This is a genomic window from Pseudoalteromonas sp. NZS100_1 (assembly GCF_015864285.1).
Classification (GTDB): domain Bacteria; phylum Pseudomonadota; class Gammaproteobacteria; order Enterobacterales; family Alteromonadaceae; genus Pseudoalteromonas; species Pseudoalteromonas arctica.
Genome location: NZ_JADYXN010000014.1, coordinates 77065 through 96108, shown reverse-complemented (window position 1 = coordinate 96108; position 19044 = coordinate 77065). Strand labels below are relative to the sequence as shown.

Genomic DNA, 19044 nt, shown 5'->3' with positions numbered 1-19044 from the left:
ATAAAGCACTGATATTTAATGATTTTATATTTTAAATCTAAATTTATACCTTTAATGAGGCGTGCAATACGCCTCATTAAGTTTTTCTTTATTATTTTGCAGGTATAACTGCATAGCTTACTGATTTATTTCTAACTTTTTTTGCACAATAATAAAATATTAATGCAAATACTGCAGCGCTAATATCAACAAAACCGCTTTGATAATATTTTAAAAAATCATCAGCTAATAAAGCCTGTATAAGTGTTGAAACCCCCATTCCAGCAGATAAAAGTGCAATACCCATTAAGCCCCAATAGCTAGCGTGGTGAGTTCCTTTAAAAAAGGTATAAGCAACAAAGGCAAAAAATACCAAATAGTAACTATAGAGATAGCTGTAATTTGCGTTACCCATATATTGGTTAGTCCATTTAGCTTGTAATAAAGTGGCAACCATTGCAATCATTGACCCTAAGCAAACACCAATTGTTAAATTTGCCATAAATCGTGTACTTCGTTTGTTGGCATCTTGTTTAAAGCGCTTGTCTAGCCATAATAAGTTACCAGAGTAAAATAAGAATGCGCCAAGTAGCCCCATAACAAAATACCCCCAACGTCCCCATTCACCTCCATAAGTACCAAAGTGAAGTGAAAAGAAACTTCCTACTATATTACCCCAAACACCATCATCTCCTTGCGGATAGCTTGAGTTAAGTACTTCTAATGTATAGGGGTGTAAGAATAAGTAGTCGGTATCAGGTCCGCGAACAACAGCGCTGCTATTACTCATTTTTAATGTTGCAGTCGGACTGTTTGTATTTAAACGACTAAATGTAATGTGAATTGGCTCATAACCTGGGGCGTAGTTTTTTGCCGCTAGGAGCTGCTTATTTATGCTTGGTAAGTTTGCAATATGATAATTATGTGCTGCTGGGGCAGGTCGTTGAAAAAAGGATTTATCGTCATAAAATGCTGATAGACCATCATAAACCAGATCATGAAATGCAAATACCACCACAGTAAACGCTATAATTAAATGAAAAGGCAAACTGGCGATCCCAACTAAATTATGACTATCGAGCCAAAAGCGACTGGCGCCTTTTTCTTTTCGAATCGCAAAAAAGGTTTTTACAAGCGTAGGTAGTAAAATAATTACGCCAGACACTAATGCTAAAAAGTACAGTGCAGATGCTATACCGAGTATATATACGCCTGATTGGTCGTGCCCAATTTCGCCTGCAAACCCTGCGGTTCGATGTAAGTAATCTATTAAATCTGCAAGTTTATTCTCACTTTGTTGCTGTATTACAAGATCATTTTGCTGGTTTAGATAGAGTACCTGTAATTGATTATCAAGTTTCATCCCGCGCTCTTTACCTTGGCTATACCAAGATAGTGGCGCTTGATTTGTTAATAAATCGAGAGAAAAACCATTACCCATTTGCTCAGGGTACTTAGTTATTGCTTGATCAACTAATGTTTGGTGATTGTTAGTGTGTGGTTTAGTCACTGGTGCACTGGCGGGGTTTGCCCACTGTGCTAATTCGTGTTTAAACATGGTTAAACTACCAGCATAAAAACCTATAAAAAGTACTAAACCTGCAATTATTCCTGTCCATGTATGCACGCCTTGGTAGGTACGCAAAATATCGGTTCTTACTCTCATAGCCAATTCCTTAAAATTATAAATAGACTATATAGCGTTATATTTAAGCCCCCAAGTGTCAGCCAAGCATTTTTTGCTGAACTAAACAGGTAGGTGAAGCTAAAAATAGTTAACCATAAAATGGGTATCATCCACATATTAAATTGCACTTTGTCGGGCGCATCTATGCCTCCCGCTCCGTACCATGCAAAAAAAGCAACGAGAATAAACGCTAGCGCTAGCCCTAAAAAACAACCAGCCAAACTTTTGCCAAGCCAAGTTGGTTTTACTTTTTGCCTTTGTGCAGATGACATTATTTTACTTCCTTGTGTTTAATCAGGCTTACGAGCGGAATTATTATTAAAGCGAGCATTATCATTAAAATGATAAAAAATACGGCTGCCGCATTAGAAAAAGCATATAAGGCTAATGGTATTGCAATAACAAAAAGGATAAATGCGAGCTTGCGCCGGCTTTTGTTAATGGGTTTGCTTAGAAGTCGTTGGTGGCGGTTACTAAGATAAAACAGGGATGTAGCAGTAAATAGAATAAGAGAAAGGGTAAGTTGCAACATAAATTAAAACACTTATTAATGATGTTGCTATTCTAAATGATAACTAAACTCAATTGCAACAAGTGTGTGTTTGTGCTATTTTTTCGAAAAATAAAACAACTATCCATAAAAGGAAATAACTGTGGTAGCTTCATTTAAGCCTAATAAACTTTCACTACTGATTACAAGCTCTTTGTTATTGGCTCAAAGCAATGCATTTGCTGATGAAACAAGTCGCGAATCAATAGATACAATTATTGTAACAGGCGAAAAAATCGAAAGGTCACTCAAAGATACGATTACATCGGTTGCAGTGGTAGATAAGTCACTATTAGAAAATGGACAACTAGGTTCTGTTTCAGAAGCTTTGGCAGAAATGGCAAATGTAGTGGTACTTACTGGAGCCGTGCCAGACATGCGCGGTGTGTCGGGTAATGGTGGTGCAACAGGTTTTAACTCATTTAGTGGTGGCTCTAAAGCAAGAGTATCAACGCTTGTTGATGGTGTAAGTCAGCCGTTTGTAGCTGATTTAACCGGTGATACAGGTTTGTGGGATATAGATCAAATAGCGGTATACCGTGGACCGCAGTCAACTAGCAATGGTCGTAATAGCATTGGTGGTGCAGTTTATATGACAACCAAAGCACCAACACAAGATTTTGAAGGTGCTGTACGCGTTGGGTATAGAAATCAAGATAGTTATCTTGATACAGCCGCGGTTGTTTCAGGGGCTTTAATTGAGGATGTACTAGCATTTCGTTTATCTACTCAATATGTAAATGGTGAAACCTTTAGCAACCCAACGATACATGAAACCAATCCAACAGATAAAAACTTAAATCAGCTTAATACCAGTAGTACGCGTGCAAAATTACTGTATATCCCAACGACCGATTTAGCTGTACAGCTAACTTACTCTACCTACAGTGAAGAGGGTAATACAGGTCGTAAGTACTTTGAAGGTGATGAACCGTTTGATTATGTGCCTTTATTTCAGCGCGATATGGATACCAAGTCAGACACGACCCAGGTAAATATTGATTATAAAATAAATGATAACTTTTCGTTCGATATATTACTCGCTTATATGGATTATGACTGGGGCTTTGAAGCATATGAGGCACTTGCCAGTGCGGAATCTGATATTTCTATGGATGAAAAAAATATCACAATTGATAGTAAATTAAATTTTGGCTTAAATAGTGATTTTTATTCGGGTTTTGTAGGTATTGCTTATTTTGACCGTGAACAAGACTTTAAAAGCGTTGGTGCAACCAATTATTTTGGTGACGATAGTAGTGACTCTAAAGCAATTTATGGCGAAACAAGCTTTGAGTTAACAAATGAGCTTACGTTAACAGCGGGGCTGCGAGTTGAGCGTGAAGAACAACTTCGTAATTTTGATATGGCTTTTGGTGGCAGCAGATTAGTTGAGCAATTAGATAATTCTAATACGATAAAACTACCTACGGTAGCTGTTCAATATAAAGTAACTGACAACACTACCTTATCGGCAAGTGCTCGCCGTGGTTATAACGCTGGTGGTGGTGCCTTAGATTTTGCTGCTCAAGAATATTATTACTACGAGCAAGAATCAGTAAATACCTATGAAGTAGGCTCGCGTAGCGTACTAAATAATGGTGATTTAAATATTAGTGCTAATATTTTTTACAATAACTTTAATGGTTATCAAGCCTTAAGCTCAAGTCGAAAAATCACTAATATTGACGATGCACATAGCTATGGCTTAGAGCTTGAAGCATATAGCATGTTAGATGAGCAATGGCAGTTACATGCAGGGCTAGGTTTGTTAAAAACTAAAATAGATGAATCAGCGACTTATTCAGATGCAGTAGGTAACGAATTAAACTCAGCACCAGAGCTAACTGCAAGTTTAGGTTTATCGCATTGGTTTACAGATAGCTTAAAGTTAAATGTGAGCGCTAATTATGTAGACGATTACTATGGCGATTTAACTAATACAGAAGAGCGTGTTGCCGGAGGTTATACAATTACGCGTGCAACAATAAGCTATAATAGCGATCATTGGTTGGTGAGTGCTTTTATTAATAATGCATTAGATGAAGAAGCATTTACGTCAGTTGAGCCTGCAAGTGGTCGTTACCCAACGGGTTATGTTGCGGTAGTGAATCCTCAAACGTTAGGTGCTTCAGTAACGTATCGTTTTTAACGTGCTTCTAAAATAATGAATTGGAAATTGTAACGCTACTTTTTAAAGGTAAAATAATTTAAAGCCCTAAAGCCCTAAAGCCCTAAAGCCCTAAAGCATTAGGGCTTTTAAATAAAGGGGAACTTTAACCGAGCTTAAATTAAATAATGTCGCGCACTTGTTGTTTAAATGACTTGCCAATTTTAACTGACACGCCTGATGCTAGTTGAACGCTTTCATTACTTAACGCAACAACTTTATTTTTGTTAATAACGTAAGATTTGTGGACTTGAATAAATGAAGTATCAAGCTCTTGCAATATGTATTTGAGAGTACTGCTTGCAAGTAATGCTTTTTCACCTTGCCATACTTTTACATAATTTCCATACGCTTCAAACATGTCTATGTCGCTTAATTGAATTTTATGTTTTTTACGATCGATTTTAAGCGTAATAGTCAGAGGTGCCTTGGAATTTAGCGTTATGTGTTTTCTTTTTTTCCGTACTTTATTGAGTGCTTGTTCAAGGCGTTGCGCAGAGACTGGTTTTAGTAGGTAGTCAGTTACGTCAAGTTCAAAACCGGCTAAAGCATATTCTTGATACGCACTAATAATAATCACTTGTGGTCGATTCGCGAGCACTTTTAGTAATGCAATGCCCGATAGTTCGGGCATGTTTATGTCTAAAAATAACAAATCAATAGATGATGTGGCTAAAGCACATAATGCATCTTTAGCGTTAAGGTATTGTCCGCTTATATTAATATCTTTATGGGCACTTAAATGATGCAGTATAACGTCATGCGCGAGCGGCTCGTCATCAACAATTATTGTGTTTAGCATGCAGCCAGCTCCAATTTAAGTGTGGTTTGCCAAAGGTTTTTATTTTCATTAATAATTAATGTGTGCTTATTTGGATATAAAAGAGTCAACCTACGGCGTAAATTGTTAAGTCCCATCCCATGCTCTGAATTGTTATTAGGTAGAATAGGGTTGGAGGAAAATAGCGTTAGTATGTTATCGGCCATGGTGATTTTAAACACAACCGTTACTTTTTGTGACGTGGGCTCTACACCATGCTTTATCGCGTTTTCTAAAATCATTATTAACAGTAGCGGCGAAATTAAATAGTGTTGTTGATGTTCAGGCCATTGCACATCAAAGTTGCAGCGCTCAGCGCTTCGCAAACGCTGTAATGCAATAAAACCTTTTAAGTAATTGATTTCTTTTTCTAAACTCACCTGTGCTTTTTGGCCTTCATAAACACTGTAACGCAGTAAATTAGCTAATTGCATAACAAGATCTGGTGCATTATCTGCTTTTTTTAATGTCAGCGCGTAAAGGTTGTTTAATGTATTAAATAAAAAATGAGGGTTAATTTGCTGCTGAAGTAGCTTTAGCTCTGTTTTTGTTTGTTGCTGAGCAATGTTGCTAATTTGAACGTGTTGTTGCTGTCGTTCAAACGCTAAAATAATCGGTGTGCTTATAGCCAAAAATAAAAATACAAACTGATAATTTTCAGGGCTAAAAATATTATCATTACCACCTGGTGTTAAGTTAGCAATGCCTGCAGGTAAATCGTTAATAGGTAACAGTAGCAAGCACGATGTTAATACAGGTGTAAGTGCAACGAGGCTTATTAAACTTGCAAACAAAAACATCAGTACACCATGATAGGTTAATACGTAGCGTATTAATAAATATCTATTTAATAAATACACTCCATATACTAATCCGGCAGAAACAGTAATTTGCCAAAGATAACCCAAAAAAGTATCAAACTGTGTGAATACTTTATAAACGTCAATAACAGGCTCAACAGGCTGGTTTAACATAGGATCAGTGTGCGTATTGAGTATGCTTGATGTAACAATTGCCCAACCTAAAAGTACTATAAATACGACTGTATCAAGTGAAAACAAGGATTTAAGCCATTTATTACTCAACACATTGTTATTTTTACTAGTGCGTTTAGTAATAAGCCATATACCACTTGCAGATGCGCACAATACCCAACATTGTGCATCAAGATATTGCCATTGCGAAAAGTTAAGAAGCTGGTTATTAAATACTAGCAAGAGAGATGGATAGGCTAAAAAGCCTGACAGCCAAACTATGATTGCGGGTGTAAGTAATAAACGATATGCAAACGCATGGGCAATAAAAAAGGGAATACACTGTAAAAAAAGTTGAATGTTAATAGCCAGATATTGGCTCGTTGAATCCATATGTGATGACAAAAAGCGTATATGAGAGTCGAGCATAATAGCAGCAATTAGCGGTAAAAAAATTATTAGCTGGGTAATGCTAAAGCGTTGCCATATTGGTGTATTGGCTTGCTGCATATGTGACTCCGTTTTTATTATAGTTTCTGAGCAGATATGCTTAGATAAAATTGTCTTTTTATTTTAAACATTACCTTTGCACAATTCACTACGCTGAGCGCGCTAGTTTATCCATAAAATTGTTTCAATCATAATTTATTTTTAAAATAATTATTTTATTTCATAGGGTTAGTAACCGTTTTAAGCATACTAGGCCGTTTATTTAAATGATGAAAGGTCATATTTAAATGACCAACGTTACTTTTTTATGTTCATCATTTATTTCAATACGTTAACCATTATTTTCTCGCTTGTATTGACTTGCTTTCTTAAGCTGGTGCTATACCAATTAAGGATGAAACTAATGCTTACACTGAAAAATATCAACAAAAAATACGCAGATGGTACGCAGGCTTTGAATGATGTGACGATCACTCTACCCGCCGGTATGGTCGGTCTACTTGGCCCTAATGGAGCGGGTAAATCAACACTTATGCGCACACTCGCGTGTTTACAAAATGCCGACTCCGGACATATTAATTTTAATGGCCTTGATGTGATTAGCCAACCAGATGCGCTTAGATCGCAGCTAGGCTATTTACCACAATATTTTGGCGTGTACCCCAATATGAGTTGTCGGGCGTTACTTGAGCATATTGCCGTATTAAAAGGCATAGATGGTAATGCACGCAAAAACCAAATTAATAGTTTACTTGAGCTAACCAATTTGACTCAGTTTGCTAATAAAAAAGTTGTTAATTTTTCGGGAGGAATGAAGCAGCGTTTTGGTGTGGCTCAGGCTTTGTTAGGTAACCCAAAGCTAATTATTATGGATGAACCCACTGCTGGGCTTGATCCTGTGGAGCGAGAAAGTTTAAATAATTTACTCGTTAGTATTAGTCAAAATAGGTTGGTATTGTTATCGACCCATATTGTTGAAGATGTTGAAAATTTATGTCACTACGTGGCCATTATAGATCAAGGAGCACTCATACAAAGCGGTGACGTAAAAGAGTTACTAGTTCCTTTAGAAGGTAAGATTTGGCAGCTCGAAAGTTTACCCACGGGCATACCAACTCAGCATGTATTAAGTAAGAGCCATCGCTATGGTAGAGCGTCATTTCGTGTGTATGCAGACACGGCTCCTGCACAAAATGCAATAAACTCGCCCGCTACGCTTCAAGACAAGTACTTTTTTGCACTTAATGAAGGGAGTCAAACATGTTAATTTTTAATGAGTGGCGATATGCAGTGCGCCAACCACTTGTTTGGCTGTGCATTATTATCCCTTTGGTATTTGCGGTTATGTTGTCCTCTGGGCTTGCAGCAGTTGAAGTTGATTCGTTAAAACAATTGAAGTTAAATATTACAATGCTACAAATGATGCAGTTACCTGTGCTTGTAGGAGTGTTAGCGCCCGTTATATTTTTACGAGATCAGCACGCGTCAATGCAGGAGCTTATTTATGCTACGCAAACTAGTTTATTTAAGCGCAGTTTAGCAAGGGTATGCTTACTGATTTGCTTGGTTTTTATTATCAGCTTAATCAGTGATTTAGTAATGATATACATGCATGTAAGGCAATTGGGCTATATCCCAAATATGGTTTCTTTTACTGTATTTAATAGCTTTTTAGTGTTGTTACCAAATAGCTGCTTTTTAGTTGTGGTTGCCTTTTTTGTTTGCCATAAATCAGCTAATTCATTACCCAATTATGTTGTTTTTACAGTGTTGTGGATAGGCTACATAATGCTTGCAAGTATTACCGGAAATCCCATGCTTGCTGGAAGTAGTATTATAAGCAATCGCTTTTATACATTATTTGTTTGGCTTGACCCTTTTGCATACACAGCCGTAATAAACAGTTTAACCAATTCATTAGGGGCTTCATTTGCTATTAATCGCGTTGTTGTGAGTATGCTTGCTGTTGGTATTTTTTATATTACTTTTAGTAAAAATAAAAAACACACATTATTAAAGAGTAAAAAAAGTAAAAATACTAACGAATACATTCGTTACAACACGTTAAAACCCGCTGAATATAAAACAGCGAGAGTCACGCAAAAGCCATTTTTGATGATGGCCAGTTTATACAAAACTACGCTGGTTAATTTGGTTTCACACCCAGTTACTTTACTGATTATTTTTGTTTGGCCGGTGATGGTTTTTCATAGTGTTGCCTCGTCGTCTGGTTATGTTGAACCAATGAGTGTTATGAGCACCACAAGCCTTGATGCAATTAGCTATTATGCATTTGATATGCAATTGTTGTTTGGCACTTTATTAATGGCTTTGTGGAGCTGGCAAGTAAGCTGCTTTGCTAAATACTATAATATAGCTGAGCTGATCGCTGCCACACCGCTCAAAACATATTACTTTTTAAACAGTCAGTTATTGGTCCTAGGTACTATGATATTGGTTTTTTTAACAATGAGCTTATTAGGGGCAAGTGCAGCTCAGTGGTTTTTACACAGTGCATATCAATTTGAAGTACATTTAACCATTTTATTTTTGATGGCAATTGTGCTTGCCATTATTGCGTGTGTATTTTTGTGTGTATTTAATTTGTGTCGTTCGCAGCTTATTGCGGGTTTGCTAATTGCTGTTATTTTACTGATCAAATTTACACCGATAATGACTTATCTTGGTCTTACGCATACATTGTGGAGTGTTGGTTGGACGCCTTTGCAGGCACCTGATAACTTTTGGGGTTATCGTGCAAGTATAAGTAGTTATTGGCCTTATATATCAGTTTGGTTAGCGGCGTGTATAAGTTTAGTTATAATTACGGGTATTTTTAATCACCGAGGTGCCGGGTTGAGCCGAAGAGTAATGGGGGTTAAACATTTTTGGTTACTTATTCCTTTACTTATCACTGTGGCACTATTTACTCAATTACATTTAAGACTGGTTGAGGAGAAGCCTTTAACCAACTCGCATAAACGCGAGGCATTTAAAGCACAATACGAAAAAGCATTCTCACAATGGCGCAATGTAGCACAGCCAAAAATTGTGCACATTGATGCAAATGTAGACTTTTATCCGCATCAGCAGCAAGCTCATTTTTCCTTAATATATACCTTAAAAAACACCCATCAAGCCCCTATTAAAGAGATATTGGTTGGGCGCTCTGGTTTTTATAAATGGGCCGATATTGAAATCGATGGCGCACAAAGGGCTAAAAGCTTTCCCTTGCTTAATCAAGCTGTGTTTAAGTTTGAGAATGAAATGCAGCCTGGAGAAATACGTAAACTAGTTACACGGTTTGATGTTCATCAAGCTAAGCTTTGGCCAGTAAGAGGCCATCAGATAATAACCCCTGAATTTAGCTATATACGATCAGTGCCTTTATTGCCGACTGTTGGCTATCAAGGTAATTATGAATTAACCGATCCTATACTTCGTCAGCAACACGCACTTAAAGTGAAGTCGGTTATTAGACCCACGAAGCTATTTGCTAAAACGGTGAAAGCAAGTACTCATTACCAGTGGCTTACTATGTCGAGTAAAGTGAGTACAACAAGTGGTTATCAGGTTATAACCCAAGGAGAGGAAATATCACGTACCAGCAAAGATGACCGCGAAATATTTCATTTTGAGACTCGTACACCCATAAATGCAATCCCAGCTTGGGTGACGGTGCCTTGCTCCCCTGTTACCAAGCAGCAAAATGGCGTGATGTTAAACGTGTTTGCTAAAGATAAAAACGAGCCAGCACGAGCGGAGTCTATAGCTGTAAACCTTAGCGCAATGGGCGATACAATAAAATGGCTTAATAATATAAGCCCTTATAGAGCAAAACAATTGAGTTTAATAGGCTCGCCTAGTGTTGGTGCTACAGGTTATGCATTGCCGCAACTTATACTTATTGAAGACAGTGTTGGTTTTAGATCAAAGCCAAGCGCTAATGCAGGCTTTGATCAACGCTATCGCCGTGCAGTTCACGAAACCGCGCATCAATGGTTTGGCCATGATATTGGTAATGGGGTATTTTCAGATAGCGCTTTTTTAGTGGAGTCTATGGCAAAGTATATTGAGCTTGTTGTTATAGAGCAGCGTTATGGGAAAGCGACAATGCAAGCGCTGGTTGAGTATGAAACAACACGCTACGAGCAAAGTATGTTGATGAACATAAAGGAGCGATCAGCCTTAGTTGATGCTACACAAAGCTTTGACCAATATTCGCGAGCAACCATTGTCTTTGCTAAGCTACGCGCTGCTATTGGGGATGAACCCATTATTAATGCGCTCAAGTTGGTTTGGAAAAATCATGGTTATCCAAACAGTCCCGCCAATTCTATGGATTTTATACGAGCATTAAAACATGAAGCTGGAAAAGAACAAGAAAGCTTAATAAACACACTGTTTTTAGAGTAAGTACGTTTAATTTGAACATATATTTAGTAAATCAAAAGTCCTATTATTTTAGGGCTTTTTGTTGCGTGCAGATTACTTTCCATTATTTACCTTTGCTAGTAACTCTATAACTTTTTGTTGACCAAATGTTTGTGCAAATTGTTCTGCCGTTTGACCTGCTTTGTTTTGATGCGCGTTGTCGCAATCAAGTGATACGAGTGTTTTAGCTATACTAAATTCACCTCTGAATATAGCGGCCATAAGTGCTGTGTTACCCCGGTTATCTTCCATGCAAGCATTAGCGCCTAAGTGTAAAAGCGTGTTAACCGTGTTTTTATTACCGTGGTAAGTGGCAATCATTAATGCGGTGTAACCTTTATTGTTGTAACTGTCGATAGGAATACCGGCATCTACAAATTGCTCTATTACGGCTGTATCGTTAGTACGTGCTGCGGCAAAGTAATAAGCAAATAAGCTTTGGTATTGTGTTTTTGCAGAATGTTGGCTTTCAACTTGCGTACTGGGTGTTTGTGTACTTGGGGTATTTTGAGCGTAAACGCTACTGGTAAAGCTCAGTAGTAGAGCGACTATAATTAATAAATTACGCATAACAATTGTCTCTTATAAAAAGAGGAAGGGGGGTTATCCCTTCCTCATAATTGTGGTTGCTTATATAGCTGCTTGCTTAGTTGGGACTAATTTTTACAACTGATTACTTACAGCTAGTTAATTACAACTAGCTACTTACAAGTTAGCTGCTAGTTGTTTAACCATTTTAATATCGCCGTTTACAGCTTTAGTTAAACGTGTACCGTATTCACTGTCTGCTTTGTAAAAGTGGCTAAGCATTTTGTGTTTAACATTGCTGTTTTGCACTTTGCCTAAATCGCCCGCAAGGTTATTAACGAGGTTTGTACGTTCTTGCTTGCTAAAACCACGGTATAAAACACCGGCTTGCGCGAAGTTTTGTTGCTTTTTAATCGCGGCTTGCTGTACGTAGCCTTTAAGCTCGGTTTGGCTTCTACGTGCAATTGGGTTTTCAGCAACGTTTTCTTGACTTGGCTGGTAGTTTACATTGCCTGTAGTGTTACCGTAATTCATTGCGCCGTCTTGGTTGTAGTTAACTACTTCAACTTTTGCACGGTTAATTGGCAATTGCTGGTGGTTAGCACCTAGGCGGTACATTTGTGTGTCTGCGTAAGAAAATACACGGCCTTGTAATAAGCGGTCTTCTGAAGGCTCAATACCCGGAATAATGTTTGATGGCGCCATAGCTACTTGTTCCGTCGATTGGAAAAAGTTAGTTGGCATGCGGTTTAACGTAAGTGTTCCCGCTTTAACTTCTTTTACATCTAACCACATTTTTGTTGCATCTAACGGGTTGTAATCAAAGTCATCAAGCTGTGATGGATCAAGCGTTTTAATGTACAGATCCCATTTAGGGAAATTACCTTTATTAACTTCAGTGTATAAATCGTGAGTTAAGTGCTGGAAATCTTTACTTTGCACCTTTGCTACTTCTTTTGCGTCAAGGTTATCAATGCCTTGTTGGCTTACCCAATGAAACTTAACGTATTTAACATCACCCGATTTATTAATCATTTTGTAAGAATGAACACCCCAGCCGTCCATTTTACGAAGGCTTGCTGGTGTACCGTAGTCGCTGTAAACCCACGTTAGCATTTGTGTAGAACCTGGTTCGTGGGAGAAAAAGTCAAATACACGGTTAGGATCTTGAATGTTATCTACCGGAGATGGTTTCAAAGAATGGATCATATCTGGAAATTTAATCGCATCACGTATAAAAAATACCGGTAAGTTAAGGCCGACTAAATCCCAGTTACCTTCATCAGTATAAAACTTAATTGCAAAGCCGCGTGGGTCACGCAGTGTTTCTGGGCTGCCTTTAGAATGAATTACTGATGAAAAGCGAACAAATACGTCTGTTTCTTTACCTACTTCTGAAAAAGGGGCTGCAATTGTTAAATCGTCTAACTCTTTAGATGCTACAAACACACCATGTGCACCAACACCACGGGCATGAACAACACGCTCAGGAATACGCTCACGTGCAAAGCGTTGTAGTTTTTGAATTAGTTGTACGTCTTCTAGTAATACACTGCCGCGCTCACCAGCAGTAATCGAGTTTTGGTTGTCGCCAACAGCTGCGCCGTTATCTTTAGTAAGAGTTGTTGCTGCGCTTGCCGGTAATGCCATTGCAAGTGCTAGCGCACTTAGTGTTAATTTTGTTTTGTTTATTTGAGTATTCATTGTCGACCTCATCTATTTAAAAGTGCCGGCAGTGGTGCAGGCTGTGAATCTGTTAACGATAGTATTGATTTTATTAACTTCGGTAAAACTGATTAATTAGATTGATATGATTTGTAAAATAGATGAAATAAATTTCAGAGGTGCTTTTAAGCCTTACCATCTACGACCTTAGTCGATAGGCATTTTTATAAAGTTGATTAAATACAACGATTTTTAGTTTTATCAGAGTGTATTTTCACCAAGCTGGTGCGTTTTATACTTACAGTGTGTTGACATATTCGTGCAATAAAGGGAATATGCTCAACTCATGAGCTTATGCTCATTATTAAGTTGCACTAAAAAGCTGCACACTATTAATCGCGCTTAACTCGTTATACTTAAATTAGCTAAACCAAACAGTTTTAATAAGGTGACAAGATGAATTCTAAAATTGAGCTAGTGATATTTGATTGTGATGGCGTTGTTATTGATAGCGAAATTTTAAGCGCGCAAGTGTTAATAAATATGCTTGCTGAAAAAGGCGTTGAGATTGACCGCGCTTATGTACAGCAACACTTTTTAGGCTGCAACTTTAAAACAGTAAGCCAAAAAATAGCGGATGCATTTAATGTCACTCTTCCTGAAAGCTTTGAAGGTGACTACCGCGAGGCACTGTTAAACGAATTTGAAACAGGGCTAACCACGACTGACGGTATAAAAGACGTACTTAACAATTTAGCTGTGCCTATTTGTATAGCTACTAGCAGCAGCCCAGCACGCACCGCAAAAGCGTTGAGCGTAGTGAGCTTAAGCAAGTACTTTAGCGATACAGTGTTTACCAGCAGCGAAGTTAAGCGTGGTAAACCAGCACCTGATTTATTTTTACATGCAGCTAAAAAAATGGGTGTAAAGCCAGATCATTGTTTAGTGATTGAAGACAGTAAAGCAGGCGTAAATGCCGGAATTAACGCCAATATGCAGGTGCTGCATTACAGGGGTGGGCAACATATGGAAGGGTCGGTAAATCATGTGCACAGTGCTTACCCAAATGTTGATCATTTAACGCATTGGCAAGATTTTTTTAGTGCATACCCTGCACTTAAAAAGCAGTAAACACGCAGCTTTTTAAATACACAAAGTTTTAAACGCGATTTGCTCGCCTTACTCACTGACAGGCAAGCAAACACAAAATATAAATGTAGATGGTTTTGCTTTACTAAAAATAAAACAAAACATGGCAAAACATCATGCGTTTATAAGCCAAATTATAAAAGGCAAAGTATGTAGGTACTATACCAATTTGCTTAAATATAGAGTGATTTAACTTATTAAATTATTCAAATAGTTATGCTGATTGGTATCAAATACTTTGCTGTTAACAATAGGAAATACCATGGCAACGAGTCCACACACACAATCATTTAAAGATGTAAACGAAGAGCAGCTTCCTGTTGCTAATAACCGATTACACGGTTGGAAACATTTTGCAGGGCTATATGCTGGCGAACATGTTGCAGCTACTGAATTTGTTATTGGTGCAACGTTTGTTGCATTGGGCGCTTCAACTATTGATATTCTACTTGGTTTATTAATAGGTAACCTTTTAGCCATGTGTTCTTGGTGGTTAATTACCGCGCCTATAGCTGTTGAAACTCGCTTAAGTTTATATAACTACCTTAATAAAATTGCTGGTAACTCAATGACCAAGCTCTATAACTGGGCTAATGTGGTCATATTCAGTGTTATATCGGCCGCGATGATCACGGTATCCTCCACCGCCGTGCGGTTTTTGTTTGATATACCAGCGCAACTTGATTGGTATCCAAATAGCTTTTGGTTTGTAGCCATTGTTTTAGCGGTAGGCTCTATTGTTGTGTTTGTTGCGATGTACGGTTTTTCAACCGTTGCTGACTTTTCAAAGCTTTGTGCACCGTGGCTATTTGTTATATTTATTGCAGGCTCGTTCGCGTTATTCCCTGAACTTTCAAACCACGTATTAGGTTCTACCTCTTTAACTAGCTTTAGCGACTTTATGACCATAGGCGACTCCTCCATATGGACGGGAACCAATGCCGATGGCGAAAAGGGCATTGGCCTATTAGAAGTAATTGGCTTTGCATGGGCTGCTAACTCAATCACTCACTTTGGTTTGATTGACATGGCTATTTTTAGATTTGCTAAACGTAAAAGCTATGGCTTGTTTTCTGGTGTGGGCATGTTTTTTGGTCATTACTTAGCGTGGATCTCTGCCGGTATTATGGGCGCAGGTGTTGCGGTATTACTTAAAACAACTATTTCATCACTTGATCCGGGCGATGTTGCATACCATGCATTAGGTTGGACTGGCTTTGTTATTGTAATTATTGCCGGTTGGACTACAGCTAACGCAAACCTTTACCGTGCAGGCCTTGCAGCGCAATCTATATTTGTTAATCAATCACGTGAACGCACAACCGCTATTGTAGGTGTTGTAACCGTGATTATTGCGTGTTTCCCGTTTGTATTTTCACAAATGCTTCCGCTACTTACCTACGCAGGCTTATTAGTTGTGCCAGTAGGCGGCATTGTATTTGCTGAGCACGTGTTATTTCCTAAAATTGGTTTAACACGTTACTGGGCTAAGTATAAAAATATTACCCGCAGTGTACCGGCTATTGCCTCTTGGGCGCTGGCGCTTGTGTTTGGTTTTGGCTTAAATGCTATTGATGTTATGTCGTTTTACTACTTATTTATTCCTACGTGGATTTTCACAATCGTTATTTATACTTTATTAGCTAAAAAATACGGCGCCGGTGAAGATTACACTCAAGAGATTGCTGCAGACGAGCAAGAGCTAAAAGCAATTAAAGAATACCAAGCTACAGAAGCTAAAGATGTTCCAAAACCAGTTATAGATAGTTCTATGTTTAGTAAGGTGCTTAATGCCATCTCTACTATTTCGTTATTTGTTATTTTTGTATTTGCCAGCCAAGTGATGTTTTTTAGCGAAACAATGAGCATATACGGTGAGAATAAATCGCAATTCGAAATAGTGTGTTTTATCTGTACTGTTATTTACTTTGCATCAGCTTACTGGTCTTTAAAACGCCATAAGGTATTAAATACAGCATCGTAATTACGGTGCTTAAAATATTCGTTTCGTATCATAATTTACATTTTATTTTTGTTTGAGTAAGGCCGCACTATGACGCAACACCAACACACTGACGCTCTTGTAACAGGGCTAAACCAACAGAGCTTGGCTCAATTACCAAGCCATGTTGATACACCAACGTACGATCGTAGCGCACTTAAAGCGGGCATAGTACATATAGGTGTGGGCGGTTTTCATCGCGCCCATCAAGCGGTATATATTAACGAGCTTTTAAAAACGCCAGGTTCTGAGCAATGGGGCATTTGTGGTGTTGGCCTTTTAGAAGGTAACCGTGGGCTGCGTGATATTTTAAAGCAGCAAGATTACCTTTATACGCTTACTGTTAGACACCCAGACGGAAAAATAGATAATAAAGTTATTGGTTCAATGATCGACTTTTTGTTTGCCCCAGAGGACAAGCAAGCGGTAATTAATAAACTTGCGCACAGCGATACTAAAATTGTGTCGCTTACTATTACCGAAGGCGGCTATAACTTTAACCCTGCAACGGGCGAGTTTGACTACAACAACCCAGATATTATTAACGACATTAATAACCCGAACGACCCAATTACAGCGTTTGGTTACATTGCTGCTGCGTTAAAACTGCGTAAAGAGCAAGGCCTAGGCGCGTTTACAGTGCAGTCTTGCGATAACATTCAGCACAACGGTAACGTAACACGCAAAATGCTTTTAGCCTTTGCTACAGAGCAAGACAAAGACCTAAGTGAATGGATTGAACAAAACGTATCGTTTCCAAATGCGATGGTTGACCGTATTACACCGGTATCTAAAAAGAGTGATATTGATTACGTGGTTGATGCATATGGTGTTAGCGACGAGTGGCCAATTACCTGTGAGTCGTTTACACAATGGGTAATAGAGGACACATTTAGTGACTCTCGTCCAAATTGGGATGTTGTTGGTGCACAGTTTGTTACTGATGTAACGCCTTATGAGACCATGAAAATACGTTTACTTAATGCAGGGCATTCTGTACTTGGTTTATTAGGTTCAATCCATGGCTACGGCACTATTGACGAAACGGTATCTGATGAATTATTTGCCATATACCTACGTGCTTTTATGGATAAAGAAGTAACCCCAAATCTTGAACCACTTGAAGGTATTGACCTTGAAAGCTACAAAGATACATTAATTGAGCGTTTTGCTAATCCTAATATTAAAGATAGCCTTTCGCGCATTTGCTCAGAAAGTGCCGCAAAGCTTCCTAAATTTTTAATTGCTACTATTAACGAAAACCTAGCACAAGGGCGTGATGTTTCTCTTGCTGCGCTTGTAATTGCTGCATGGTGTTTTTACAGTGATAAAGAAGTTGATGAGCAAGGCAATAAGTTAGAAGTCATTGATGCAATGCAAAGTGAGCTGCATGAAGCCGCAGTTAAAACTCATACACAGCCGCTAGCATTTTTATCGCTTACTAGTTTATTTGGTAACTTAAGCGAGCAAAATGAATTTACTATTCATTACAAAAATAATATTGAAGCTTTATATGCACCTGCAAGTAAAGTTAAAGCCATTATGAATAACGTACTTGATCAAAAGAGTAACTAATTATGAGTATTTTAATTAATCATAAATCAGGCGAAAACGTAAGCGTAAGCTGCTTTGGCGAAGTGCTGTGGGATTGTTTTGATTCAGGTAAACGTTTAGGTGGCGCTCCACTTAACATGTGTGTGCGTATTAACTCACTTGGCATTAAAGCCGACATGTTAAGCGCTGTTGGTAACGACGAGTTAGGCGCTGAGCTACTAAGCGAAATTACGAGCAAAGGCGTAAGCTGCGAATACATTGCTATTAATAGTGACAAAAAAACTAGCACGGTTGAGGTAACACTCGACAGTAGTGGCTCAGCTAGTTATGAAATAGTGGCAGACACTGCGTGGGATAATATAGCGCTTACTGATGAGTTACTTAGTAAAGTTAAAAGTAGCGATGTATTTGTATTTGGCAGCTTAATTGGGCGAAGCGAAGCGTCTTTAGCAACATTAAATCAACTAGTTGATGTAGCAAACTTTAAAGTATTTGACGTAAACCTACGTGCACCGCATTACAAGCTAGAAACACTTGTAGATTTAATGAATAAAGCAGATTTTATTAAATTAAACGATGAAGAGCTATACGAAATTGCTAAAGCGATGGGTTGTAAGTTTCATTCGCTTGAACAAAATTTAGCGTTTATAGCACAGCAAACAAATACCGATTACCTATGTGTAACCAAAGGTAGTCACGGTGCTTTATTAACAATCAAAGGCGAGAATTTTTATAATTCAGGTTATTTAATTAGCGTAATTGACACCGTTGGCGCAGGGGATTCGTTTTTAGGTTCGTTAATTTATCAGCTTTGTAGCAACGACGATGCGCAATATGCCGTTGACTTTGCATGTGCCGTTGGAGCTATGGTCGCTGAAAGTTCTGGTGCAACACCTACTTTAACGCATCAACAAATTAGTGAGTTTATGAACCCACTTTAAAAAACATTGTGTGTGAAAGCGGTTATAACGTAAAAGTTTAACCGCTTTTTTTGTGCCCAAAATAAGACGTGTGTAATAAACATTCAATGTGGAACGTTAAGTGCGCAGGTTGCGTAAATAGTGGCTTATATCGACTATAGT

The 19044-nt window shown here is 38.2% G+C and carries 12 protein-coding genes; 7 read left to right on the top strand and 5 right to left on the bottom strand.

Annotation, left to right across the window (positions count from 1 at the left end):
- Nucleotides 1-91: 91 nt before the first annotated feature.
- Nucleotides 92-1645: a PepSY domain-containing protein gene (locus tag I6F66_RS11315; RefSeq protein WP_197209290.1), complete on the bottom strand. Its 1554-nt coding sequence runs from the start codon at nucleotides 1643-1645 to the stop codon at nucleotides 92-94.
- A gap of 674 nt (nucleotides 1646-2319) precedes the next feature.
- Between I6F66_RS11315 and I6F66_RS11310 the strand changes: the two genes are divergently transcribed.
- The gene (locus tag I6F66_RS11310; RefSeq protein WP_197209289.1) at nucleotides 2320-4368 is read left to right on the top strand and encodes a TonB-dependent receptor; all 2049 of its coding nucleotides are present in this window, start codon (nucleotides 2320-2322) and stop codon (nucleotides 4366-4368) included.
- 139 nt (nucleotides 4369-4507) lie between these two features.
- Here the strand turns inward: I6F66_RS11310 and I6F66_RS11305 are convergent, their stop codons facing one another.
- Both I6F66_RS11305 and I6F66_RS11300 read right to left on the bottom strand, forming a co-directional pair.
- Nucleotides 4508-5188 (bottom strand): LytTR family DNA-binding domain-containing protein, encoded by a 681-nt coding sequence (locus I6F66_RS11305; RefSeq protein WP_197142653.1) that lies wholly within the window; start codon nucleotides 5186-5188, stop codon nucleotides 4508-4510.
- Nucleotides 5182-6690 carry a sensor histidine kinase gene (locus I6F66_RS11300; RefSeq protein ID WP_197209288.1) on the bottom strand — a complete coding sequence of 503 codons (1509 nt, stop codon included), beginning with the start codon at nucleotides 6688-6690 and terminating at the stop codon, nucleotides 5182-5184. Before I6F66_RS11300 ends, I6F66_RS11305 begins: the two co-directional genes overlap by 7 nt.
- A gap of 343 nt (nucleotides 6691-7033) precedes the next feature.
- Between I6F66_RS11300 and I6F66_RS11295 the strand changes: the two genes are divergently transcribed.
- Nucleotides 7034-7897: an ABC transporter ATP-binding protein gene (locus tag I6F66_RS11295; RefSeq protein ID WP_197209287.1), complete on the top strand. Its 864-nt coding sequence runs from the start codon at nucleotides 7034-7036 to the stop codon at nucleotides 7895-7897.
- Nucleotides 7891-11046: a M1 family aminopeptidase gene (locus tag I6F66_RS11290; protein ID WP_197209286.1), complete on the top strand. Its 3156-nt coding sequence runs from the start codon at nucleotides 7891-7893 to the stop codon at nucleotides 11044-11046. Before I6F66_RS11295 ends, I6F66_RS11290 begins: the two co-directional genes overlap by 7 nt.
- A 72-nt stretch (nucleotides 11047-11118) precedes the next feature.
- Here I6F66_RS11290 and I6F66_RS11285 read toward each other — a convergent pair whose 3' ends face one another.
- Together I6F66_RS11285 and I6F66_RS11280 are read right to left on the bottom strand one after the other, a co-directional pair.
- Nucleotides 11119-11634 (bottom strand): ankyrin repeat domain-containing protein, encoded by a 516-nt coding sequence (locus I6F66_RS11285; RefSeq protein WP_197178946.1) that lies wholly within the window; start codon nucleotides 11632-11634, stop codon nucleotides 11119-11121.
- Between the two features lie 135 nt (nucleotides 11635-11769).
- Entirely contained in the window at nucleotides 11770-13296 is a 1527-nt protein-coding gene (locus I6F66_RS11280; RefSeq protein WP_197209285.1) for a catalase, read from the bottom strand.
- Between the two features lie 417 nt (nucleotides 13297-13713).
- Here I6F66_RS11280 and I6F66_RS11275 point away from each other — a divergent pair, with 417 nt between their 5' ends.
- The 4 genes from I6F66_RS11275 (at nucleotide 13714) to I6F66_RS11260 (ending at nucleotide 18903) form a co-directional block, all read left to right on the top strand.
- Nucleotides 13714-14388: an HAD family phosphatase gene (locus I6F66_RS11275; protein ID WP_197209284.1), complete on the top strand. Its 675-nt coding sequence runs from the start codon at nucleotides 13714-13716 to the stop codon at nucleotides 14386-14388.
- A gap of 280 nt (nucleotides 14389-14668) precedes the next feature.
- Entirely contained in the window at nucleotides 14669-16390 is a 1722-nt protein-coding gene (locus I6F66_RS11270; RefSeq protein WP_197209283.1) for a cytosine permease, read from the top strand.
- A gap of 69 nt (nucleotides 16391-16459) precedes the next feature.
- Nucleotides 16460-17983 carry a mannitol dehydrogenase family protein gene (locus I6F66_RS11265; RefSeq protein WP_197209282.1) on the top strand — a complete coding sequence of 508 codons (1524 nt, stop codon included), beginning with the start codon at nucleotides 16460-16462 and terminating at the stop codon, nucleotides 17981-17983.
- Between the two features lie 2 nt (nucleotides 17984-17985).
- The gene (locus I6F66_RS11260) at nucleotides 17986-18903 is read left to right on the top strand and encodes a carbohydrate kinase (protein ID WP_197209281.1); all 918 of its coding nucleotides are present in this window, start codon (nucleotides 17986-17988) and stop codon (nucleotides 18901-18903) included.
- The last annotated feature ends 141 nt before the right edge of the window (nucleotides 18904-19044 follow it).

Bases quoted from the DNA above. Each gene is read 5' to 3' on its own strand.
- I6F66_RS11275 (WP_197209284.1), top strand. From the start codon at position 13,714: ATGAATTCTAAAATTGAGCTAGTGATATTTGATTGTGATGGCGTTGTT.
- I6F66_RS11295 (WP_197209287.1), top strand. From the start codon at position 7,034: ATGCTTACACTGAAAAATATCAACAAAAAATACGCAGATGGTACGCAG.
- I6F66_RS11305 (WP_197142653.1), bottom strand. From the start codon at position 5,188: ATGCTAAACACAATAATTGTTGATGACGAGCCGCTCGCGCATGACGTT.
- I6F66_RS11300 (WP_197209288.1), bottom strand. From the start codon at position 6,690: ATGCAGCAAGCCAATACACCAATATGGCAACGCTTTAGCATTACCCAG.
- I6F66_RS11265 (WP_197209282.1), top strand. From the start codon at position 16,460: ATGACGCAACACCAACACACTGACGCTCTTGTAACAGGGCTAAACCAA.
- I6F66_RS11260 (WP_197209281.1), top strand. From the start codon at position 17,986: ATGAGTATTTTAATTAATCATAAATCAGGCGAAAACGTAAGCGTAAGC.
- I6F66_RS11290 (WP_197209286.1), top strand. From the start codon at position 7,891: ATGTTAATTTTTAATGAGTGGCGATATGCAGTGCGCCAACCACTTGTT.
- I6F66_RS11315 (WP_197209290.1), bottom strand. From the start codon at position 1,645: ATGAGAGTAAGAACCGATATTTTGCGTACCTACCAAGGCGTGCATACA.
- I6F66_RS11285 (WP_197178946.1), bottom strand. From the start codon at position 11,634: ATGCGTAATTTATTAATTATAGTCGCTCTACTACTGAGCTTTACCAGT.
- I6F66_RS11270 (WP_197209283.1), top strand. From the start codon at position 14,669: ATGGCAACGAGTCCACACACACAATCATTTAAAGATGTAAACGAAGAG.
- I6F66_RS11280 (WP_197209285.1), bottom strand. From the start codon at position 13,296: ATGAATACTCAAATAAACAAAACAAAATTAACACTAAGTGCGCTAGCA.